Consider the following 21,565-nt stretch of genomic DNA (forward strand, 5'->3'; position numbering starts at 1 on the left):
ATAGGCTTAGGTGTTGGATAATAGGTATTGGATTAAATAAGCTCCACTTGCCCAACTCTAGAATAGGCACGGTTAAAGTAAACCAACCCTTCATCAGTTCCGCCTTGTGGCTCAGCCTGATTGATGGCGACAACGCGGCACATAAAGACGCTATGCGTGCCGACTTCTTGAATTTGTTCAATCTCACAATCAAAGCTGACCAAGGCATCTTCTAACACAGGAGCGCCCGTCTGTAATTGTGTCCAAGAACCATATGCAAACCGTTCTTCTGAACACAGTTTAGAGGCAAAAGCATTGGACAGCTGCTCATGTTGCGCGCCTAACACATTGACACTTAAAATCTTGTTTTCCAGAAAGTAGCCATGTGACCGAGACGTTTGATTCATACAGACAAGCAAGGTCGGCGGTGTGTCTGTGACACTACATACTGCCGATGCTGTAAACCCATGTATGCCCGTTGTACCTGCTGTGGTCACCACATTGACCGCAGTCGTTAGCAAAGACATGGCATCTCTAAAGTCGGTCGCGTCAATCCTATCTTTAATCATTGCTTCAATCCTGAGAAACGTTAAAAAATAACGTTAAAAAATTGTGCTTCAATTTTAGTTTTGCAAGGGAAGTTCTCTAAATAAAATTTCCTAAACGGCTAGACTCTAAGCAGTCAGTTCTTGGCGAACGATTTGAGCACCAGCGCTTAGTGCTGCGAGCTTACCACGTGCGACTTGGCGAGACAAAGGTGCCATGCCGCAGTTGGTCGCAGGATATAGCTTGTCAGCATCGACAAATTGTAGCGCTTTGCGTAGCGTATCTGCCACTTCTTCTGGTGTCTCGATAGTGTTGGTTGCCACATCAATGGCACCGACCATCACTTTTTTACCACGAATCAGTTCAATCAGATCCATAGGTACACGTGAGTTTTGACACTCCAGTGAGATGATATCGATTTTCGACTGTTGCAGTTTAGGGAACGCTTTTTCGTATTCGCGCCACTCTGAGCCCAGTGTGTTTTTCCAATCGGTATTGGCTTTGATGCCATAGCCGTAGCAAATATGGACAGCTGTTTCACATTTTAGGCCTTCAATGGCACGCTCTAAAGTTGCAATACCCCAGTCGTTTACATCATAAAAGAATACATTGAATGCGGGCTCATCAAACTGGATAATATCAACACCAGCCGCTTCTAATTCTTTTGCTTCTTGGTTCAGGATTTTAGCAAATTCCCAAGCCAGTTTTTCACGGCTTTTATAATGACCGTCATATAACGTATCAATCATCGTCATCGGCCCTGGCAACGCCCATTTGATTGGCTGATCAGTTTGCTGGCGTAAAAACTTGGCATCATCAACAAACACGGACTTCGGACGGCTCACCGCACCAACGACTGATGGCACGCTCGCATCATAGCGATTACGAATTTTGACCGTCTCACGCTTCTCAAAGTCGACACCATCAAGGTGTTCGATGAACGTAGTCACAAAATGCTGACGGGTCTGCTCGCCATCACTGACAATATCAATCCCTGCATGCTGCTGCTCTTGCAATGATACACGCAGCGCATCTCGCTTGGCTTCAAGCAACTGCTCGCCCTCTAATGCCCAAGGTGACCAAATTTTCTCGGGTTCTGCTAGCCAAGAAGGTTTTGGTAAGCTGCCAGCGGTAGACGTCGGTAATAGTAGTTTCATACGATTTATCTTCTAGTTAATTTATTTTTTATTATGTTGATGAGTAATGCTCAGTTAAGCGGCTTGCTTCCTAGCCGTTTCTTTTTCAGCAGCTTCTTTTTCAGCAGTATCGCCTGTTACATCATAGCTTGCAGCCCATTCCTCAAGGATTGCTTGATACGGCTTGATAAAATGTGTCTCAGTAAATCTGCCTTGGGTTACTGCCATCTGACTGCGTTCGGCACGGTCATAGACCACTTGCGTCAATGAATAGTCTTGGTAATTCAGGCTAGGTTGATACACTTGTCCAGCGCTTGAGTTGGCATTGTAAATCTCAGGACGGTAAATCTTCTGAAAGGTCTCCATAGTACTGATTGCACTAATCAGCTCAAGATCGGTGTAATCACTGAGCAAGTCCCCTGCAAAATAAAATGCTAATGGCGCGGCGCTACCTTCAGGCTTAAAATAACGTACCGTTAAGCCCATTTTATGAAAATAGTCGTCGGTCAACGAGTATTCATCTTGCTTGTACTCAATGCCCAATACAGGATGCTGATTGACAGTACGGTAGTAAGTCTTGCTGGTTGACACGCTCAGGCAAATCACTGGTTTTTTGTGAAAATGAGCGGTGTAAGCCTCTGAATTCAATAAATATTGAAACAGCTTGCCGTGCAACTCACCAAAATTGTCTGGCGTTATGGATGCTAGGTTTTTGTCGCGATGCTCTGGTAACACAATACTAAAGTCATAATCACGCACATAAGAGGAGAAACTGTTGCCAACCATACCGTCGATACGCTTGTTTTCTTTATGATCCACAATCGTGGTTTTTAGCGTTTCGATAATAGGAAATGTCTGACCATTGCCTTTAACATCTAGATCGACAGAGATGATATCAACTTCAACAGAATAACGATCTGCTGTCAGATTGTCCCAATGCGCCAATGCATTGAAGCGGTTATTGATCATGGTTAACGTTTTGCGTAAGTTCTCTTGGCGGTGCTCGCCGCGTGCCAAATTTGCAAAGTTAGTCGTCAAACGCGTGCTATCTGCAGGCTGATAGTTTTCGTCAAAACGAATGTGCTTAATTGAACAATTGAATTCTTTACTCATGGTGATCCGCTACCTTATTTATCTGAGATAAAACCAAATCTGTGTATGGGATGAATCATACCGAAATCTAAACATGAATAAAAACGATACAATTTAAACATAAGATGAATTTTATTCATCTTTCTTGGAATTAAGGATACGTAGGAAATTTAACAGCGGAAGTTTTAAGGGTTCATTTAACGTATAACTAAGCCTTTCACACACTGGCGGCGAAGAAGGCTTTTATACTGCTTAAGAGTGTTTGAGGCATAAAAAAAGGATACCGTAGTATCCTTTTTATTCAAATTCGAGCCTGATAACACATCGATTCTAGTGATGCTCACCAGGAAGAATTTTGGCAAAAGCGCGCTGAGCAAGGTTAGGCTTGCTATCCGTCGTTTGTGCAGCGGTCGAACTTGGGAAAATGCGATAACCAATGGACTGGACGCCAACGTTAAAGGCTGGTACCAGTGAATAAGTCGCCGATGCAAATTTGCCCATATTACTAGCAATGCTATTTGGCTTATGAACGATGGCTTTTGCAACCATCATCGCGGCTTCGTCAGGCATCAGCGCTGGCATATAACGATATAGCTTGGTTGGCGCAATCATCGGGGTACGTACAAGTGGCATAAAGATATTGGTTACTTTGATGTTATCGCCTTTGATTTCAGCAGCCAAACAGCGACTAAATGCATCTAAGGCCGCCTTTGACGCGACATATGCTGAAAAACGGGGGCTATTTGCCAATACCCCAATTGAAGATATATTCACGATTTGACCAGTTTGACGACCAATCATCGTTGGCAAGAAACCAAGAATGATTTTGACCGCGCCAAAATAATTAATCTCCATGGTACGTTCAAAGTCATGAAAACGGTTGACTGACTCATGCACTGAACGGCGAATCGAACGTCCTGCATTGTTGACTAGTACATCGACATGCTTAAAGTCAGCCAAAATCTTTTCACTGGTTTTTTCAATCTCATCCATATTAGTAAGGTCGCATGGATAGTAGCTGGCCGCGCCGCCAAGCGTTTCGATATTTTCCTTGACCATTTTTAGCTTATCTTCAGTACGGGCCAGCAAAATAACATGCGCACCACATTCACTGAGCAAAAAAGCCGTACGCTCACCGATACCACTTGAAGCGCCTGTAATGATAATATTCTTGCCTTTGACGGCTTTGGTAATTGCTTTTTTCGAGAGATTGGCCATAAAAAGTCCTTTTCGTTTATTCTATAGTTATTGGTATTCGGTTATAGCATAGCAAAAAAATGTCGTATGGAGTGAACAAAACCATAGTGGGCGTTAGCTAACGGGACTTTTACAAATTTCGTCGACATAAATATTTATAAGTACATTTTTAGCTTGTTGTTAATTACTAAGTACTAAGTGTTAAGTGCTATGCTTTTTTCTAATCCATTACGAGGAGTACCTGCTTTGATAGACACACTAACTCACTATATTGACTTAATTGCCAAAATGATCGAAGTCATTGGCGTCCTCATTATGTTTTTTGGGCTATTTCTTGCTTTATATAGAGCTTTTCGAGCGTCTGGTCATTTCAACAATGATACTTATGTAGAGATCAGACAGACCGTAGGCAAGTCTATATTGTTGGGGTTAGAAGTACTGATTGCCGCTGATATCGTGGCTACTGTCGTCACCGAGCCATCGCTACGCAGCGTACTGGTGCTAGGTTTTATCGTACTGATTCGAACCTTTTTAAGCTTATCGTTACAGGTTGAATTAGAAGGACGGTTCCCTTGGCAAAATAGAAAGCCTGCGCCTGATAAACAGTCTGATACTGACAATCATACTGTGCCAATTGATAAAACATAGCTGTTGGACAAAAATGCCATCAAAAAGCGATGCATAGACATGATTAGCACGAGTTTATAAAACAAGATTTAAGCGTTTGCTATTCGTGCGCCTGCAAAAAAGTCTCGACCACTTTAAATTGCCCAGCCGTGCTCTCTTCGCCATACATCGCCTGTCTAAAGGCGTTGGAGTTTGGAATACCTGTCGTATACCATGCAATATGTTTGCGAGCGATACGGCAGCCTGAGTACTCCCCATAAAAATCATAGAGCTCTTGCAAATGGGCCAGTACGATCTCTTTTATCTCACTGACGCTTGGTGCCTCTAGGCGCTCGCCAGTACGCAAAAAGTGCTCAATATCGCGAAATATCCATGGTTGCCCTTGTGCAGCACGCCCAATCATCACCGCATCACAGCCTGTCATCTCATAGACGTGTTGGGCTTTTTGCGCGCTATCTATATCACCGTTAGCAATAACAGGAATACTGATACTTTCTTTGACTTCGCGTATTAGCTCATAGCGTGCATTGCCTGTATACATGTCTTCACGCGTACGGCCATGAATAGCAATCGCTGCAATGCCTGCCTGCTCAGCACGCTTGGCGACTCGTAAGATATTTTCACGACCGTTTTCAAAGCCTAGACGTGTCTTTAGCGTGACAGGTGCATCAACGGCATTGACCGTTGCATCTAGTAAACGCGCGACCAAATCTTCGTCTTGCAACAATGCAGAGCCTGCCAGCTTACGACAGACCTTCTTGGCCGGACAGCCCATATTGATATCGATAATCTGTGCGCCATTATCAATTTGATAGCGAGCCGCTTCAGCCAATTTATCCGGCTCAGCACCTGCTATCTGTGCCGAAATAGGCGCAATTTCGTTGTCAAAATTGGCACGGTACAAGGATTTTTTGCGCGCATAAAGTGCCGTATCAGCGATGATCATTTCACTGACCGCATGACCTGCGCCAAATGATTTGCACAATCGGCGAAAAGGATTGTCTGTTACGCCTGCCATCGGTGCGACCATCAAACGGTTTTCAATCGTTAGGCCACCGATATTTAATGGCTGCAACAATGGATGGTCAGACAAAGTAGAGGACGAAGGTAAAATGGGAGAATCAATAGACATAAAAAACGGCTTGATTTGTAAGGAAAACAAGCCGTTATTCTAAGGATTCGTGCACATAATGCAAGCTATTCACGTGAATAACTTGCATAAGCATTGGTCATTTTTGATGCATTCCATGCATTATTTATCAAGCACACTGCCCTGCTCTAGCGTGATGTCATCATCATGCTCTTGCATGCGCCACGGTAGACTATCAGGCGATACATTGAGGAAATGTAAATACTTCTCAAACTGATCGATGATGTCATTAATCACTGATTCAGATTTGTAGCCGTATAAGTCATAGGTCTGACCACCACGGCGTAGATACACCTCAGCGCGATGATGATGCTCTTGTGGCAAGGTATCCGCACTGTCTTCAGTATAATAATCAGGTGCATCATGCTCAGATAAGCGAACTTCATACCAAAACTCGACATCGTCACCACGCTGTAGCTCTAATACGGCTCGGTTATTGACCGCGTCATAGTTAACCTCAGTCGTCCAGCCGGTTTCTGCAAATTTGGACGACACCTCCATCATCGAAGGCATAACCACTTCTTTGATATAGCTAAGAACCTTTTCACGCGTTGGCTTATCGGTCATATAATCAATACGCTCGCGCCATGCAGACGGTTTGAGTAGATGCGGCGGCAGTCTGTTGTCATTACCAAGGCTCTGATTACGATGTCCTTCGATACGCAGCGCACGCCACATACCAAACATTGAAATAAGAATAATAATCGCAAATGGTAATGCACTAACGATAGCTGCTGTTTGTAGGGCTTCTAAACCACCTGCAAGTAGCAATACTGCTGCGACAGCACCTTCAGTCACTACCCAAAAGCTACGCTGCCACCATGGTGTATCACTGCGACCACCTGCCGCTAGCGAGTCGATTACCAATGAGCCAGAATCCGATGACGTCACAAAAAAGGTAATAATCAATAAAATGGTCAACGACGACACAAATTCAGTAAACGGTAGATTCTCTAACAGTTTAAACAAAGCAATTGCTTGGTTGTTTTGTACTTCACTGATTAATGAGGTATAACCATCGACCATAATCATATGTAGTGCGGTATCGCCAAACACCGAAAACCAAAAGAATGTAAAGAAAGTCGGTACTAGCATCACACCCAATACGAACTCACGAATAGTACGACCACGGCTAATCTTGGCGATAAACAGACCTACAAAAGGTGCCCATGCAATTGTCCATGCAAAAATAAACAAGGTCCAGCTACCGATCCAATTGCTATTTTCGTATGCCTGCAAGCTAAAGGTACGTTCAACGATATTACCCAGATAGCTACCCGTATTTTCCATAAAGGCGTTCAAGATAAAAATAGTCGGACCGACGACAAATACGAACAGCATCAACGCAGTTGCCAATAGCATATTTAAAATAGATAAGCGTTTTACACCCTTATCCATCCCTGCCAACACCGATACCAATGCCGCGGCGGTCACCAAAGCAATGGCAATCACCTGTACGGTCGTATTCACTGGAATGATATCTGGCAATAGATAATTGAGTCCCGCATTGATTTGCGACACTGATAAGCCAAGACTGGTAGCAATACCAAACATCGTACCTAATATCGCAAACACATCGACTGTATGACCGATAGGGCCATGAATCCTGTCACCAATAATCGGGTATAGCGTCGAGCGTATTGATAGTGGTAAACCATGACGAAACGCAAAATAAGCTAGTGATAAACCAACCACACCATAAATTGCCCAAATATGAAAACCCCAATGAAAATACGCTATTTGCATCGCCTCTTTTGCCGCAGCAATAGTCTGCGGATCCGACATTGGCGGACTAGAAAAGTGCATTACTGGTTCCGCTACCCCATAAAACAGTAGCGCAATCCCGTAACCTGCCGAAAACAGCATGGCAAACCATTCAAGGAATCCGTACTCCGCCTCAGCATGATCAGGGCCTAGTTTGATACTGCCATAAGACGAAAACGCCAGTACAATAATGAACATCAAAAACAGTGCCACTGCCAGCATATAAAACCAACCGAATGTCTCAGTCGTAAAACTAAGCACATCACTAAACAGAGCACCCGCTGCTTCAGGATTAATAGCCGTACCAATGACCAATAGCAGCATAATAATGGCTGCAGGTACAAAGACTGGTAATAAAATAGTCGAACGAGGTAATTTACTCATGAAAGATAATATCCTCAAAAGTTGACGATGCCTTTTTATGAAAATTTTTAATTAAGGCAAAGATTAGAAAATGTGTGTGAATGGTTATAATAATTATCACACTCTTTTCCAAAACCCTAGACAAGCGTTCAACTCGTAACATGACTTTAACGAATGTTACATGACTATTACCAAGAAAATAAAAAAGGCAGCTTGCTAGCTGCCTTTTGATTGTATATGTACTCTGTTTTAGTGATTTATAATCTATAAATGCTCGCTAATTCGTAAATACCAATATTTTTTTTACCTAAACAGAAGCAATCTGTTTCCTAACTAGGCATCAATCACTGCCGCCAGTTTCTGCGCAATAGCTGCCAAATCATTGTTATCGGCTTGGGTTACTGCATGACGACCCAATTCATGGATACTTGATGGAATGAGATGCACATGATAATGAAAGACCGTTTGACCTGCTTGTGAGCCATTCAACTGCATTTGGATAACGCCTTCACGCTCAAAAACTTGACGCTGGGCTTGCATGACCTTTTTAGAGGTCATTAATACCGCAGCAGCGTACTCTGGCTCAAGATCGGCCAGATCTACCGCTTTTTGCTTTGGTATCACCAATACATGGCCTTCTGCTTGCGGCATGATATCCATAAAGGCGAGCGTTTTATCATCTTCATATACTTTGTGATATGGAATATCACCATCTAACATTTTGGCAAAAATATTATTGTCATCATAAGTGGTCTGTTGATTCAATACAGTCATTATTTTTCCTTTAAGGGTTTTATTATCAGTTAATTAATAGCTTAATAGCTATCCAAAATAGATAAAAGCATCTGTCATATAGTGGACGAAATATAGTTTTAGTACAAGTCAGCAATGTGAGTTCAAAGCGAACGAACCTCTAATAACTGAACCTTTTTACACACTTCAAAAAAACATTTTTCCAAAAAACGAGCCAGCCATAAAAAAACCGGATACCAAAAACGATAAACAGATATAAACCGTTGATATATAGATTATCGAACCATGCTTCTTGATCTATCAAGCCCAACGTAAACCAAGTGGTATTGGTCAAGAACCCCCACATACCAATCGCCATAAAAAATCCAAAGATAAGTGACCAAGCGCAGCTACGTAAAAAAGACATGACGCTATGAATATTTCTGGGGTCAATTTGCTGCATTCCCATAAACTTTAGCGGCTTCCACAATACGATAGACAATGCCGCTAAGATAGGAACAAACATCATCACTCGGATAAAGTGGTAAAACATTGCGGCATCACCAAATGGAGAAGCTAAAAATGCCCATTCGTTGCCAAACTGTTGCTTCAGTTTGGTATCTGCACTATTACCGCTAAAATATAAATTAAAAATCTGTCTGTCTTCACTAATTGGAGGCATCGCTAGATTATTATGTACCCAGCCAATGCACATATTGACCCAGTCAGGCTGCCATACTAGGCTCAGATCCCTTATCCAGCAGCGGGTATACAATATATCGAAGAGTATGAATGCAAATAAAAATGCCAGTGATAGCGTTTCTAGTCGGTTAGGGGGCAACTTGCCATTGCTAGTAATCTGCTTATGTACCTGCTCTCTTTGTTCAACATCTTCTATGCGGCCTAGCGTTTCATACACTTTGGCAGTGGCTTGAAACAGTTGACCATGACGCCCTTTTATCAAAAAATACCAAAATTTGGGGATGCTTAATGCGACACATAGGATTAAAAACCATACCGTATTAAATGCTAAATTCTGCATATCGTTGAATACTGGTATACGTATACCAATAGAAAACAAACCAACGAAAAACCAAAATAGGCATATGAGTAAATAAAAGAACAGATACTCTTCATAGAGACGATTTGATGTTATCCATTCTTGGATAGATTCGTTATCGGAGAACTTTTTCATTAATTCCTTTGCTTATATTTCCATCTAAATTATCGACTATATTTTAGATTATTTTAATAGACAAAATACGATTAATTTATAATAAGTCATTCAACTAAAGATATTATTTTATACGTATAAACTACCATCTCATCTCACTAATTTATTGGCGAGTCATGCCCTTAAAATGTTATATTAACCCTCTATTTTAATAACGCTATGTTTATGGATTTGCCTACTTTGCCAACTCAACCAGATATGGATAATACTGCTGTAACCCTTGATAATCAGGAAGAACACTCTGATATTGAGAGGGAAAGTGGTACTCAAACTATCGATCCAAGCGCTATCATATTAGCAGAAGCATTGACTGATAAAGCCATCAGCTGGCAGATACACAATTGTAAAATTATAAAGAAGACTGTCACGCAAGATTTGCCATTGCCTTTTTTGTATCACTATGACAGTTTAGATGATGCGATCAAACAAACGCACCCGCTCACTCCTGAGCTACTGATTCAGTTCAATACACCCATGTCGGCTCATGAAGCTGCCAAATTAATCGGCATTGACGAGGAGCTGCTGACCAGTCCTTGGCATGTGAAAATTATCGGCTCGTTGGTGGTATTTAGTGAGGCATTGCAGTTGGCCGTACGGCTACACTGGACCAATACGGGTAAAGAGACGCAGCAGGTATATACTAAGAATGCTGCCGACGCTATTATTGCCGCTTTTAAAGACTGGCAGTTTTTTGGTCGTGTAGACGTCCTTTATAAAAATAATAAGCAAATATTAATTAGTATTGACGAGCTAAACCCTAACACGCAAGCACTACCTGCCGAGTCACTGTTGACGATTGAAGCTAGCGGCGATTATCAACAGCTACTGGCTACTCATGCGCTTGCAGCCATTGTGAAATTAGAAGCAGACAAAGCTGATCTTCCTTGGTTTGAAAAAGCCATATTAGAACGTATTGAGTAGCTATTTTGAATAACGGTTTTTTCGCTCATCGCTTGTGATTATTAATTCGTTATTATTAATTCACTGTTATTAGCATATTGTTTTTAGTTATTCATATCTAATGGTATGGTAACGAATTAGTATTATTCACTAGTACTCACTCTCTATAAAAAGCACACTATCCCTATTAAAACTAAGGGTGCACATTTTTATAACCCCGCCTATTTGTAAGGAATATCACATGGATTATCGCTCAAAAACCTCTACCGGCGGTCGTAATATGGCAGGCGCGCGCGCATTATGGCGTGCAACCGGCATGACTGACGGCGACTTTGGCAAGCCAATCATTGCGATTGCTAACTCTTTTACCCAGTTTGTACCCGGCCATGTGCATCTAAAAGACCTTGGACAACTGGTCGCCCGTGAGATTGAGCACGCAGGCGGCGTTGCAAAAGAGTTTAATACCATTGCGGTCGATGATGGTATTGCGATGGGCCATAGCGGTATGTTGTACTCGCTACCAAGCCGTGATTTGATCGCTGATTCTGTCGAGTATATGGTCAATGCCCACTGTGCAGATGCGCTAGTTTGTATTTCTAACTGTGACAAAATCACTCCGGGTATGTTGATGGCCGCCATGCGCCTTAACATTCCAGTGGTGTTTATCTCAGGTGGCCCAATGGAAGCGGGCAAAATCTTAGCCAGTACCGTTGGTAAGAGCCACAATACCGATAGTAGTGACAGCAGTGCTGTTCGCAAACTTGACCTAGTCGATGCAATGATGGATGCTGCTGATGATAGCATCAGTGATGAAGACGTCGCCGCTATCGAAGCTTCAGCCTGCCCTACTTGTGGTTCGTGCTCTGGTATGTTTACAGCCAACTCGATGAACTGCTTGACCGAAGCTTTAGGCTTAGCTTTACCAGGTAACGGCTCACTGCTAGCTACTCATTCATTGCGCCGCGAGCTATTCTTAGAAGCGGGTCGTACCATTGTGTCGCTTGCTAAGCGTCGTTATGAGCAAGATGATGACTCTGTACTACCACGCTCTATCGCTACCAAAGCCGCTTTTGAAAATGCCATGAGCTTAGATATCGCCATGGGCGGCTCAACCAATACCATCTTGCATCTACTTGCTGCGGCTAATGAAGCAGAAATCGACTTTAAGATGGCTGATATTGACCGTTTGAGTCGCGGTGTGCCTTGTCTGGCAAAAGTAGCCCCTGCCTCACAGAAATACCATATGGAAGACGTGCATCGTGCTGGCGGTGTCTTTGCATTACTTGCTGAGCTTGATCGCGCCGAGTTACTAAAAACTGATGTACCAACTATCCATAGCGTAACGATGAGAGAAGCGATCGATAAGTGGGACATCATGAACCCTGACAATCATGAAGCTCGCGCACGCTTCCTTGCAGCACCTGGTGGCGTACGTACCACAGAAGCATTCTCACAATCAAAAGAGTGGTCAAACCTCGACGTCAACCGTGAGTCAGGCTGTATCCGTAGTGCCAAACACGCCTACTCTACAGATGGCGGCTTAGCCGTACTATATGGCAATATCGCCGAGCGCGGCTGTGTGGTCAAAACCGCAGGCGTCGACGAAAGCATCTTGACCTTTACTGGTCGCGCGCGTCTATTTGAATCACAAGATGATGCGGTTGCTGCGGTATTGGCTGATCAAATCGTTGCAGGCGATGTGGTCATCATTCGCTACGAAGGCCCTAAAGGCGGCCCTGGTATGCAAGAAATGCTTTATCCAACGACTTATCTCAAGTCAAAAGGATTGGGTAAAGAATGCGCCCTACTGACTGATGGTCGTTTCTCTGGTGGTACATCAGGTCTATCAATTGGTCATGCTAGCCCAGAAGCTGCTGAAGGCGGTGCGATTGGTTTGGTCGAAGAAGGCGATAGCATTCATATCGATATCCCAAATCGTACCATCAACATGCAAGTAAGCGATGCAGACTTAGCTGCTCGCCGAGAAGCTATGGAAGCGCGTGGTCGTGATGCATGGAAGCCTGTCAACCGTGATCGTCATGTCTCGCCAGCATTACGTGCTTATGCGGCTATGACTACCAGCGCTGATACTGGTGCCGTACGTGACGTGAGTCAAGTGGAGCGCTAATCTGTAAGCTATCAATGCTCCAGACATACTGATAAAAACATATTAAGCCTGCGCAATGCAGGCTTTTTTTTCACCAAAAAACAACGTAGCTGTCGTTTTGATAACTATTTTTTGCGGTAATTATTTTATTTTGACGTCATGATAAAGAGTATCAGTGACTGACTATCAACTATTGCTGTTAATTGTCATCAATATATAGAATTACCCTCATAAAATCGACCCTTAAAACATAACGACGTGCGTAAACCTTATGATTGAAAAATATAACTTATTCTTATTAATCTGCGGGATTGCCTTTTTACTAGGGGCATTGTTTCCTGTTATTTTTAAGCGCACCTCTATCTCATTACCGATGCTCCAAGTCAGCTTCGGTCTGATGATGGGCTACTGGTGGACGTCTTTATCCTTTTTAGACCCACTTGATAACGGTTTACTCATCGAAAAACTGACTGAGATTGTTGTATTGGTCTCATTGGTTGGTGCTGGTATTAAAATCGACACTGAGTTGTCTTGGCGATTGTGGCGACCAACAGTAAGACTGCTACTCATTACCATGCCTATTGGTATTTTTGCGATGGCAGTCTTGGGATATTACGCGTTTGGTTTAAGCCTTGGTGCAGCTATTCTGTTAGGTGCAGTGTTAGCACCTACTGATCCAGTGTTAGCTTCGAGCATTCAAGTGGGACCTCCCAATACAGGAGGAGAAGACACACCGCGCTTTACCTTAACGTCAGAGGCCGGGTTGAACGATGGTCTGGCTTTTCCGTTTGTGTACCTAGCGATTAAGATCGCAGAAGCGTTCAGTGAAGGCAAAACCTTTACTTACGAGATGCTATGGTCGTGGTTTACTCATGATGTCTTATGGAAGATTGGCGCAGGCGTAGTGGTAGGTATATTAGTTGGTAAATTATTGGCCAAAGTCGTATTTTCTAAACATACCCGTGAGACTACCATCTCGCAAGGTTATGTGGTTATTGCATTGACGCTACTAGCCTATGGTCTTGCAGAGTATGTACACAGTTATGGCTTCATCGCTGTATTCGTGGCCGCATTTGCGTTTCGTCGCTCGGAGTGTGAGCATACTTATCACCAAAAACTGCATGATTTCGCTGAGCAATCAGAAGGCTTATTGATGTCATTAGTGCTGGTTATCTTTGGCATGTTCCTCGGTCAAGGGTTGCAAGCAGGTGTCGAGCTGACATGGCGCGTCTATATCGTCAGCTTTACCTTCTTACTACTTATACGGCCGATTGGTGGATTTATTGCCTTATCAGGATTGAACTTACCTCATACCGAAAAATACGCGATATCAGCTTTAGGTATTCGTGGTATCGGTACTTTGTATTATCTATCCTATGCGCTTAATCAAGGATTCTTCGCAGATGAGGATGCGCTTAAATTGTGGATTGTCTGTTCGATAGTCATTTTGACTTCTATCTTTATCCATGGTCTCAGCGCATCAAGATTGCTTAAAATGACACCAAACAAGCAGCATTAAAATTAATGCTGCTTATATTTGAAACAGAATCAATTCGCGATTAAAACTAGCATAATTAAAGTATCTCTTCTACCCAGCTCAAGACGGCTTCTGTCAGCGCAAACTGACGAACGTCATTGAGCATAGTGGTATCAAAATTATGAATGAAAGCAAATGACAATTGGCGCTCAGGGTCGCACCAAGCAACCGATCCGTTATACCCCATATGCCCAAATCCTGATAAATCAGAACTCATTCTCTTATCCATATCATCTCTGGTAGCATATAAGCTAAATAATCTATGATAGCCCAATCGCCATTTCATAGCCGCTGGCATAACTGCATCTAAACCCTCAACCTGCGGAGTAGATAACTGCTCAAAAGTAGCACTATCGATCAGTATTTTTCCTTGCCATATACCGCCATTAGCGAGCATTGCGTAAATCGTTGCCAGTGCTTTAGCGGAAGCAACACCATTTGCCGCTGGAATGACAGCCTGTAATGTTTGACGCTTATGATAATCAAGGGCATGTTTGCCAGCAGGTATCAGCGCTGCCTTATAGTTTTTTAGATTGAGCTGACTGGTATTGAAATATAAGCTATTAATACGCACAGTATTTAATACAGGCTGTGCGTTATCAGTATCAGAGCTATCTAGCTTTTCATCAAGGCTACTTTGCGTCTCAGCTGCACGCTTGTCACTTAGTATTTTTTGCTGCCAGTAATGATAACTAGGTAAGCTTGCATAAGTACGTAAAGTCTCTTTAGAGTCTACTTTTAAGGTTGGTTTTTGGCGTCTCGATTTTAATTGAGAACTCGTGTCCTCTGTTTCTTCAAAATCTTTGGCTAATTTTGCCACCTGATCTACTTTGCTATCTGGCACACCAAAATAGCAGCTGTCGGCAATGTCCAGAGGTTCCGTTAAATACTGGCGCAGTGCTTCAGCGAATGATAAATTCGTGACCGCCTCTACTACGCCGCCCAATACCCAGCCATAGACCAATGCACTATAAGCGCTGTCATATTTGGGCGCATCTTCGGGAGAGGTAATGGGCATCGCTGCAATGTGGCGCAGCATCGTACCCCAATCAAGCACCATCTCGCTATCGACATCGATACTTTGAATCGAAAACAAATCAGCTTGATGTGACATGACTTTTCGTAAGGTAATTTGGTCTTTGCCGCTTGCAGCAAATTCTGGCCAGTAATAGGCAATAGGTTTGTCATATTCAAGCAGCTGCTGCGAAACCAGTACATGAACCAACGTTGCCAATACCCCTTTACCGGTAGAGAAATTAATGGCCAACGTATCGGGCTGCCACGGCATATCAGGACGCGCCATACCTGTACTGGCCTGCGCAATACACTGACCTGCTTGATACACGGTCACGGCACCGCCAGCAGGTGCATCATCAAGCTGTAAATCTGTTAGTAATTGCTGTAATTTTTTTTGAAAGTCAGCATTTATAGATGTATTAGAATTTTCTGTATTATGATCCATTATTATTACCTTGCTCCAGTGATATGAATTATTCTATTTTTAAGATGATAGTAATACGTAAGCGGTAGTCAAAGAAGTCTAAAACGAATACAAGGTGACCGATTACAGATTGTACAAGGATTTCTTTGACTATATAAAATATTTGAACCCGTATAAATGAATTGTGAACCAATAAAAAAGGCCACCTATTGGTCGCCTTTTTTATTATTTATTTCGATGTTATTTTTAAATTTCACTAATGTCTAAGACAGCACTAATATTCAATGCTGCAAATTTAGTTAACGCGGCACTAGCAAACGGTTATGAACTTCTTGTTCAAGCTTGGTCAAACCATGACTGCGACCACGTTCCATCGCTGTATCCATCTTACGTCCACGCAACCATCCTGCCCGTAACGCTATTGCGGCTCCTACTCTATTACCCGACCCACAGTGCATAGCGATTTTTTTGCCATGATGTTGACGTAGCACATTATCAAACGCCAATATCTTAAGCTGTTTTAGCTCTTTGGCACCGCTGATAGGTAGCTGTTCGTAGTACATACCTGCTTGCTCAACTGCTGATGCCTCATCAAAGCTCAACTCGTCATCAGGCTGCAAGTTGATGACCAGCTCGACACCCGCTTTCGCTAAAGCCGCAACTTTTTCGTCATCTAACGCACCGCACACGATAGTGTTTGCATCTGGACGAAAATAAGGCTCAAAGATATCGGCCAAATCAACGCCATTATCAGCACTAATATGCATGTTAGCGCCGCTATCGTTAGCAGCGACCGTATCGGTTGCTGTTGCTATCGAGCTATCCGTTTGATCTACGTCTATCACGTTTTCTTCTGAAGGCATGTTTTGTGAAGTCATAATAATAAATATGTACGTTAAATATGGCTGTTAAAATAGAAGCTTTATGATACTTATTCTACTTGCTGTCACTCTTTAGGGTTACAACACCCGCCAAATGCGGTTTATTGTTTTTAGAGCTATACAGTCCAAATTCACAAGTATCATCTACGTTTTTGAGCTGGGCTACTGGCTCAGCAATCAGCTCCACTTCAGCTGGCAAAAAGATAGGCAGCTTAAATGAGACGTCAATTGTGTAAGCATCAGGCAAGTCACCCATTAGAGCAAGGCACTTAGCCTTTGACCACATACCGTGTGCAATCGCTTTAGGAAAACCAAACGCACGTGCTGATAGTGGATGCAAATGAATTAAGTTAAAATCGCCTGAGACAAATGCATAACGACGACCGATATCTTCTGGCACTTCAAAAATGCTATGAACACCTTCTTCGTTTACTTCAGGCTTGACCATGACCGGACGCGGCGCGCTCTTTTTATCTTTACTGCTAGGTTTTTTGCTACGTGATAAATAAGTCGACGTGCCTTCCCAGATGACTTCATCTTCTGACTTTACAATAGTGACAAAGTCAAACTGCTGACCTTGGGCATGATCGCGCAGGTTATCAAAAGTGACCGACATTGCTACCGTTTCACGCTCTCCAATCGGACGATACTGGGTGACGCTATTATCGACATGGACAAGACCTAACATAGCAAATGGGAATGGCTCTTTGACCATCATGTTCATCTGCAGCGTCTGTGACAATACCGAAAAGTAAGTCGCTGGCACTTTCCCATCATCAGCAAAACCGCAAATTTTGCGATAGTCGTCTAGGTTTTCTTGATCGATATGCAAGTCATCTACATAGTAAGTAGATTGTGGCAACTGGTCTCTACTGACTTTGCCACCATTACCGATAGGCAATAAGCTTTTGACAATATTTGCATAAGTGGTGTGCGCTTTTGGCAACGCATCATAATGTTTGTCTGACATAAGTACATCCTAAGTGTGGCTTGAACAAGTTCTTTAACGTATATAAAGACAATCTGCAGTCATTGACTAAAGCCTACTATTAAATCATCTAATAAGCATTAAATTTAATCAACCTCATGAGTATCTTTAATAGCAAAAAATAGTTTGGCTATTGGTTCTTGTGTTTTTATCATAAAAAAGCCACCCTTGGGCAGCTTTATTACACTTTATCAGAGATTATTTCGTAAGCATATGTGATACAAACGAGAAATAATAGCTCATATGATACAACTACTGTCTCTATCTGTACCTTGTTTCTCACATATACTTATTAATTAATCAACATTATGCACCAAGTAAGCTTTGACCACAGACGCGAACCGTGTTGCCATTTAGACCGCCAGACGCAGGTGACGCGAACCATGCGATAGTCTCAGCCACATCTACTGGCAGGCCGCCTTGGCTCATTGAGTTCATGCGGCGACCAGCTTCACGAATAGCAAATGGAATGGCTTCTGTCATTTGGGTTTCGATGAAACCAGGAGCGACTGCATTAATCGTCATGCCTTTAGCATTGTCTTCTAATTGCTTGGCAGTTGCGTTAACCAAACCGATCACACCCGCTTTAGAAGTCGCATAGTTGGTCTGACCCATGTTACCAGCGATACCTGAGATTGATGACACACAGACGATACGTGCGTTTTCTTTTAGTACGTCATTGTCCAACAAGTAGCGGTTCAATCTAGCGATACTGCCCAAATTGATATCAATAACCATGTTCCATTTTTTCTCATCCATCTTAGCCAACGTCTTATCACGAGTCACGCCAGCATTATGGATAATTGAATCTAGACCACCACGTTTTTGAGCAGCGTCAGCGATTTCTGCACCAGCGTCTTCACTAGTGATATCTACCGTCAAAGCAGAGCCACTGATTTCGCTAGCAACTTTTTGTAGGTCAGCTTGCTGCTGCGGTACATCTAGACAGATAACATGAGCCCCTTCACGAGCCAATACACGAGCGATAGCTTCGCCGATACCGCGACTTGCGCCAGTCACTAGCATCGTCTTACCACCCAAAGGCTGGTTCCAGTCAACATCGACTGAGCTGCCTTTACTGACACGTACTACTTGTCCTGATACATAAGCTGAACGAGCTGAGGTAAAAAAGCGTAAGGTTGAATCTAGGTTTTGCTCTGCGCCTTCTTCAACATAAATCAGCTGCGCTGTGATACCGCGCTTAAACTCTTTACCCACTGACTTCACAAAACCTTCAAGCGAACGTTGAGCCATTGCAGATTCAATATCAGTGATGTTCTCTGGCGTACGACCAACCACAACCACACGGCCTGATTTTTCTACGCGGCGTGCAACTGTATGGAAAAACTCATAAAGTTCTTTTAGCTGTTCAGCATTACTGATATTGCTGGCATCAAAAAGCAGTACTTTGAATTGATCATCGCCGCCCGTGTTGGCTTTTGCCTCTACGCCTGCATCAGCAAGTGCGTCTTTGATGTCATCACTGCTGTTTACATATACTTCGGCATGGACGTCTGACAGGATACGGGCAACAGACTCACTGACGCTCTTGTCATCACCAGTAGCACGGCCAACCAATACACTACCACGCACCAAACGCTCACCGCTTTCGAAACGATCAAGCGTCGTTGGCATCGGCAAACCTAAATTTTTTGCTACTTTTTTGCCAATAGAAGATTGAACAAAATCACCGTAACGGTCTGACATAATATAATCCTTATAATTAATGATTCGTATAATAATAAAAAATGCAATGAATCTATTATATAGAGACATTGACATCGTAATTATTTAAATTTAGTAAATCGCCTCAAAACTAGCCTAACTATACACTTCCCTTATAAACAAGTCCAAAAACAGATAATGTCTACAACAATCTGTAAACAAGTCAGTATACAAGCCAGTCGTTTTTAGCAGCGTTAAGCGCCACTATAACATGTTAAAATCTGACCTATAGGTTATGGCATACTTAATTATTGATAACAATATATTATCAAACGTACTGTTATGCAATGCTAATATTTCTTACTAGCCAGTCTATTACAGCGATCCGTCATGGTCATGAATCTACTACCGACCTTATACAAGCGTCACATAGTTTGCTAAAGAGATACATTAAGTGAATAAAAACGCCTTATGATAAACAGCTGTATTGCGTAATAAATGATAATATTTGCTTGTATAAAATAACTTAACTATTTTTTATTGTTACCTATCACTTTTTACTTCTACCCATACTTTTTAAGGATAATATTATGAGTAATAAAAACAATCATCCAGATAGCCCTGTTGTTGAAAGTACAGTTGTTAAAGCAACGGATACAAAATCAGATACAGCAAAAAAAGAAAACGCTGCAAAAAGCACCTCGACTAAAGATACTAGCGCTAAAGAAACTGCTAGCAAAAAAGCGGTCGATGAAAAAGTGGAAACCACTGCTGCTAAAAAACCTGCTCCAGCTAAAAAAGCCAGCGCGAGCAAACCAGCTTCAAACCTAAACCGTGTTGCTATTTTAGGTGGTAACCGTATTCCATTTGCGCGCTCAAATGGATCATACGCTGATATTAGCAACACAGACATGCTAACCGCTGCATTGGACGGTTTAGTTGAGCGTTATAACCTACAAGGCGAAACAGTAGGTGAAGTGGTATCTGGCGCAGTTATGAAACTTAGCCGTGATATCAACCTTACTCGTGAAGCGACATTGAATACCGCACTAAACCCACATACGCCAACTTATGATATCTCACAAGCTTGCGGTACTGGCTTACAAGCGACCTTTGCTTCTGCTAACAAGATTGCACTTGGTCTGATCGATTCGGCAATCACTGGCGGTGTAGATACTACTTCTGACGCTCCTATCGCTGTCGGCGATGGCTTGCGCAAAGTACTGATTAAACTTGGTGCGGCAAAAGACAACAAACAACGTCTAAAAGCATTAATGGGCTTAAATCCAAAAGACTTAATCGACTCACCGCAAAATGGTGAGCCACGCACTGGTCTATCAATGGGCGATCATCAGGCGATTACCACGCTTGAGTGGAATATCAGCCGTGAAGCGCAGGATGAGCTTGCATTTAACAGCCATCAAAACCTAGCACGCGCTTATGACGAAGGTTTCTTTGACGACTTGATCACGCCGTACAAAGGCCTGACTCGTGATAACAACTTGCGTCCAGATACTACATTAGAAAAACTGGGTAAATTAAAGCCAGTTTTTGGTAGAAAAAATGCTAACCCAACGATGACAGCTGCCAACTCTACGCCGCTTACTGACGGTGCTTCTTGTGTACTACTAGGTACTGATGAGTGGGCAAAAGAGCACGGTCTAAAGCCACTTGCTTATATCGTCCACCAAGAAACCGCAGCGGTAGACTTTATCGGTAAATCTGGCACCACAGAAGGCTTACTAATGGCACCAGCTTATGCGGTACCACGTATGCTTGAGCGCGCTGGCCTGACTCTACAAGACTTTGACTTTTATGAGATTCATGAAGCCTTCGCTTCACAAGTACTATCAACTCTAGCTGCTTGGGAAGATGAGAAATTCTGTGAAGAGCGCTTAGGCTTAGATGCACCACTAGGGTCTATCGATCGTAGCAAATTAAACGTAAACGGTTCATCACTAGCGGCAGGTCATCCATTTGCAGCAACTGGTGGTCGTATTTTAGCTACTGCTGCTAAATTATTGGATCAAAAAGGTTCAGGCCGTGCACTTATCTCTATCTGCGCAGCAGGTGGTCAAGGTGTGACTTGTATCCTAGAAAAATAAGCTTGGTCACTTTTAAGTGAAAAAGATACGCTGACTTATTATTTTAATCAGTACATATCTATCAATAAAAAAATGCCCTTTAATTTATTTAAAGGGCATTTTTTATTGTCTGTACTTTGCT

At 42.7% G+C, this 21,565-nt stretch carries 17 protein-coding genes; 5 read left to right on the forward strand and 12 right to left on the reverse strand.

The genetic code is table 11. The features are described from left to right. Window positions 1–32: 32 nt before the first annotated feature. The 4 genes from JMX91_RS01560 to JMX91_RS01575 all read right to left on the reverse strand — a co-directional run bounded on the left by JMX91_RS01560 (window position 33) and on the right by JMX91_RS01575 (window position 3,971). The gene (locus JMX91_RS01560; RefSeq protein ID WP_201547380.1) at window positions 33–548 is read right to left on the reverse strand and encodes a flavin reductase; all 516 of its coding nucleotides are present in this window, start codon (window positions 546–548) and stop codon (window positions 33–35) included. Window positions 549–653: 105 nt separating this feature from the next. Next, on the reverse strand, window positions 654–1,682 hold the full coding sequence (locus tag JMX91_RS01565; protein ID WP_201547381.1) for a methionine synthase: 1,029 nt from the start codon (window positions 1,680–1,682) through the stop codon (window positions 654–656). Window positions 1,683–1,736: 54 nt separating this feature from the next. Then, window positions 1,737–2,774: a DUF1852 domain-containing protein gene (locus JMX91_RS01570; RefSeq protein WP_201547382.1), complete on the reverse strand. Its 1,038-nt coding sequence runs from the start codon at window positions 2,772–2,774 to the stop codon at window positions 1,737–1,739. Between the two features lie 309 nt (window positions 2,775–3,083). After that, window positions 3,084–3,971 (reverse strand): SDR family NAD(P)-dependent oxidoreductase, encoded by an 888-nt coding sequence (locus JMX91_RS01575; RefSeq protein ID WP_134292499.1) that lies wholly within the window; start codon window positions 3,969–3,971, stop codon window positions 3,084–3,086. A 225-nt stretch (window positions 3,972–4,196) separates the two neighbouring features. Between JMX91_RS01575 and JMX91_RS01580 the strand changes: the two genes are divergently transcribed. Continuing rightward, window positions 4,197–4,598 carry a DUF1622 domain-containing protein gene (locus JMX91_RS01580; RefSeq protein ID WP_201547383.1) on the forward strand — a complete coding sequence of 134 codons (402 nt, stop codon included), beginning with the start codon at window positions 4,197–4,199 and terminating at the stop codon, window positions 4,596–4,598. A gap of 79 nt (window positions 4,599–4,677) precedes the next feature. Here JMX91_RS01580 and dusB read toward each other — a convergent pair whose 3' ends face one another. The 4 genes from dusB to JMX91_RS01600 all read right to left on the reverse strand — a co-directional run bounded on the left by dusB (window position 4,678) and on the right by JMX91_RS01600 (window position 9,781). Next, window positions 4,678–5,709 (reverse strand): tRNA dihydrouridine synthase DusB, encoded by a 1,032-nt coding sequence (gene dusB / locus JMX91_RS01585; protein ID WP_201547384.1) that lies wholly within the window; start codon window positions 5,707–5,709, stop codon window positions 4,678–4,680. A gap of 120 nt (window positions 5,710–5,829) precedes the next feature. Then, entirely contained in the window at window positions 5,830–7,875 is a 2,046-nt protein-coding gene (locus JMX91_RS01590; protein ID WP_191115093.1) for a BCCT family transporter, read from the reverse strand. Between the two features lie 312 nt (window positions 7,876–8,187). Beyond that, window positions 8,188–8,628 (reverse strand): HIT family protein, encoded by a 441-nt coding sequence (locus JMX91_RS01595; RefSeq protein ID WP_201547385.1) that lies wholly within the window; start codon window positions 8,626–8,628, stop codon window positions 8,188–8,190. A gap of 139 nt (window positions 8,629–8,767) precedes the next feature. Further along, window positions 8,768–9,781, reverse strand: a complete 1,014-nt coding sequence (locus tag JMX91_RS01600) for a hypothetical protein (protein ID WP_201547386.1) — start codon at window positions 9,779–9,781, stop codon at window positions 8,768–8,770. A gap of 204 nt (window positions 9,782–9,985) precedes the next feature. Here JMX91_RS01600 and JMX91_RS01605 point away from each other — a divergent pair, with 204 nt between their 5' ends. The 3 genes from JMX91_RS01605 to JMX91_RS01615 all read left to right on the forward strand — a co-directional run bounded on the left by JMX91_RS01605 (window position 9,986) and on the right by JMX91_RS01615 (window position 14,346). After that, window positions 9,986–10,741: a hypothetical protein gene (locus tag JMX91_RS01605; RefSeq protein ID WP_201547387.1), complete on the forward strand. Its 756-nt coding sequence runs from the start codon at window positions 9,986–9,988 to the stop codon at window positions 10,739–10,741. A 220-nt stretch (window positions 10,742–10,961) separates the two neighbouring features. Further along, entirely contained in the window at window positions 10,962–12,848 is a 1,887-nt protein-coding gene (ilvD, locus tag JMX91_RS01610) for a dihydroxy-acid dehydratase (RefSeq protein ID WP_201547388.1), read from the forward strand. A gap of 250 nt (window positions 12,849–13,098) precedes the next feature. Then, complete coding sequence (locus JMX91_RS01615) at window positions 13,099–14,346, forward strand: cation:proton antiporter (RefSeq protein ID WP_201547389.1); 1,248 nt, start codon at window positions 13,099–13,101, stop codon at window positions 14,344–14,346. Between the two features lie 55 nt (window positions 14,347–14,401). On the opposite strand, the gene JMX91_RS01620 is transcribed toward JMX91_RS01615, so the two are convergent. The 4 genes from JMX91_RS01620 to JMX91_RS01635 form a co-directional block, all read right to left on the reverse strand. Continuing rightward, window positions 14,402–15,826 (reverse strand): serine hydrolase domain-containing protein, encoded by a 1,425-nt coding sequence (locus tag JMX91_RS01620; RefSeq protein ID WP_201547390.1) that lies wholly within the window; start codon window positions 15,824–15,826, stop codon window positions 14,402–14,404. Between the two features lie 278 nt (window positions 15,827–16,104). Next, window positions 16,105–16,572: a serine/threonine protein phosphatase gene (locus tag JMX91_RS01625; protein WP_413786762.1), complete on the reverse strand. Its 468-nt coding sequence runs from the start codon at window positions 16,570–16,572 to the stop codon at window positions 16,105–16,107. A 169-nt stretch (window positions 16,573–16,741) separates the two neighbouring features. Next, window positions 16,742–17,656: a MaoC family dehydratase gene (locus JMX91_RS01630; RefSeq protein WP_057759453.1), complete on the reverse strand. Its 915-nt coding sequence runs from the start codon at window positions 17,654–17,656 to the stop codon at window positions 16,742–16,744. A gap of 324 nt (window positions 17,657–17,980) precedes the next feature. After that, a complete protein-coding gene (locus tag JMX91_RS01635) occupies window positions 17,981–19,381 on the reverse strand; it encodes a 3-oxoacyl-ACP reductase (protein WP_102090944.1) in 1,401 nt (466 codons plus the stop codon). A 548-nt stretch (window positions 19,382–19,929) separates the two neighbouring features. On the opposite strand from JMX91_RS01635, the gene JMX91_RS01640 reads away from it, so the two are divergent. Then, on the forward strand, window positions 19,930–21,444 hold the full coding sequence (locus JMX91_RS01640; protein WP_201547391.1) for an acetyl-CoA C-acetyltransferase: 1,515 nt from the start codon (window positions 19,930–19,932) through the stop codon (window positions 21,442–21,444). The last annotated feature ends 121 nt before the right edge of the window (window positions 21,445–21,565 follow it).

The organism is Psychrobacter sp. Pi2-1 (assembly GCF_904846645.1).
Lineage (GTDB): Bacteria > Pseudomonadota > Gammaproteobacteria > Pseudomonadales > Moraxellaceae > Psychrobacter.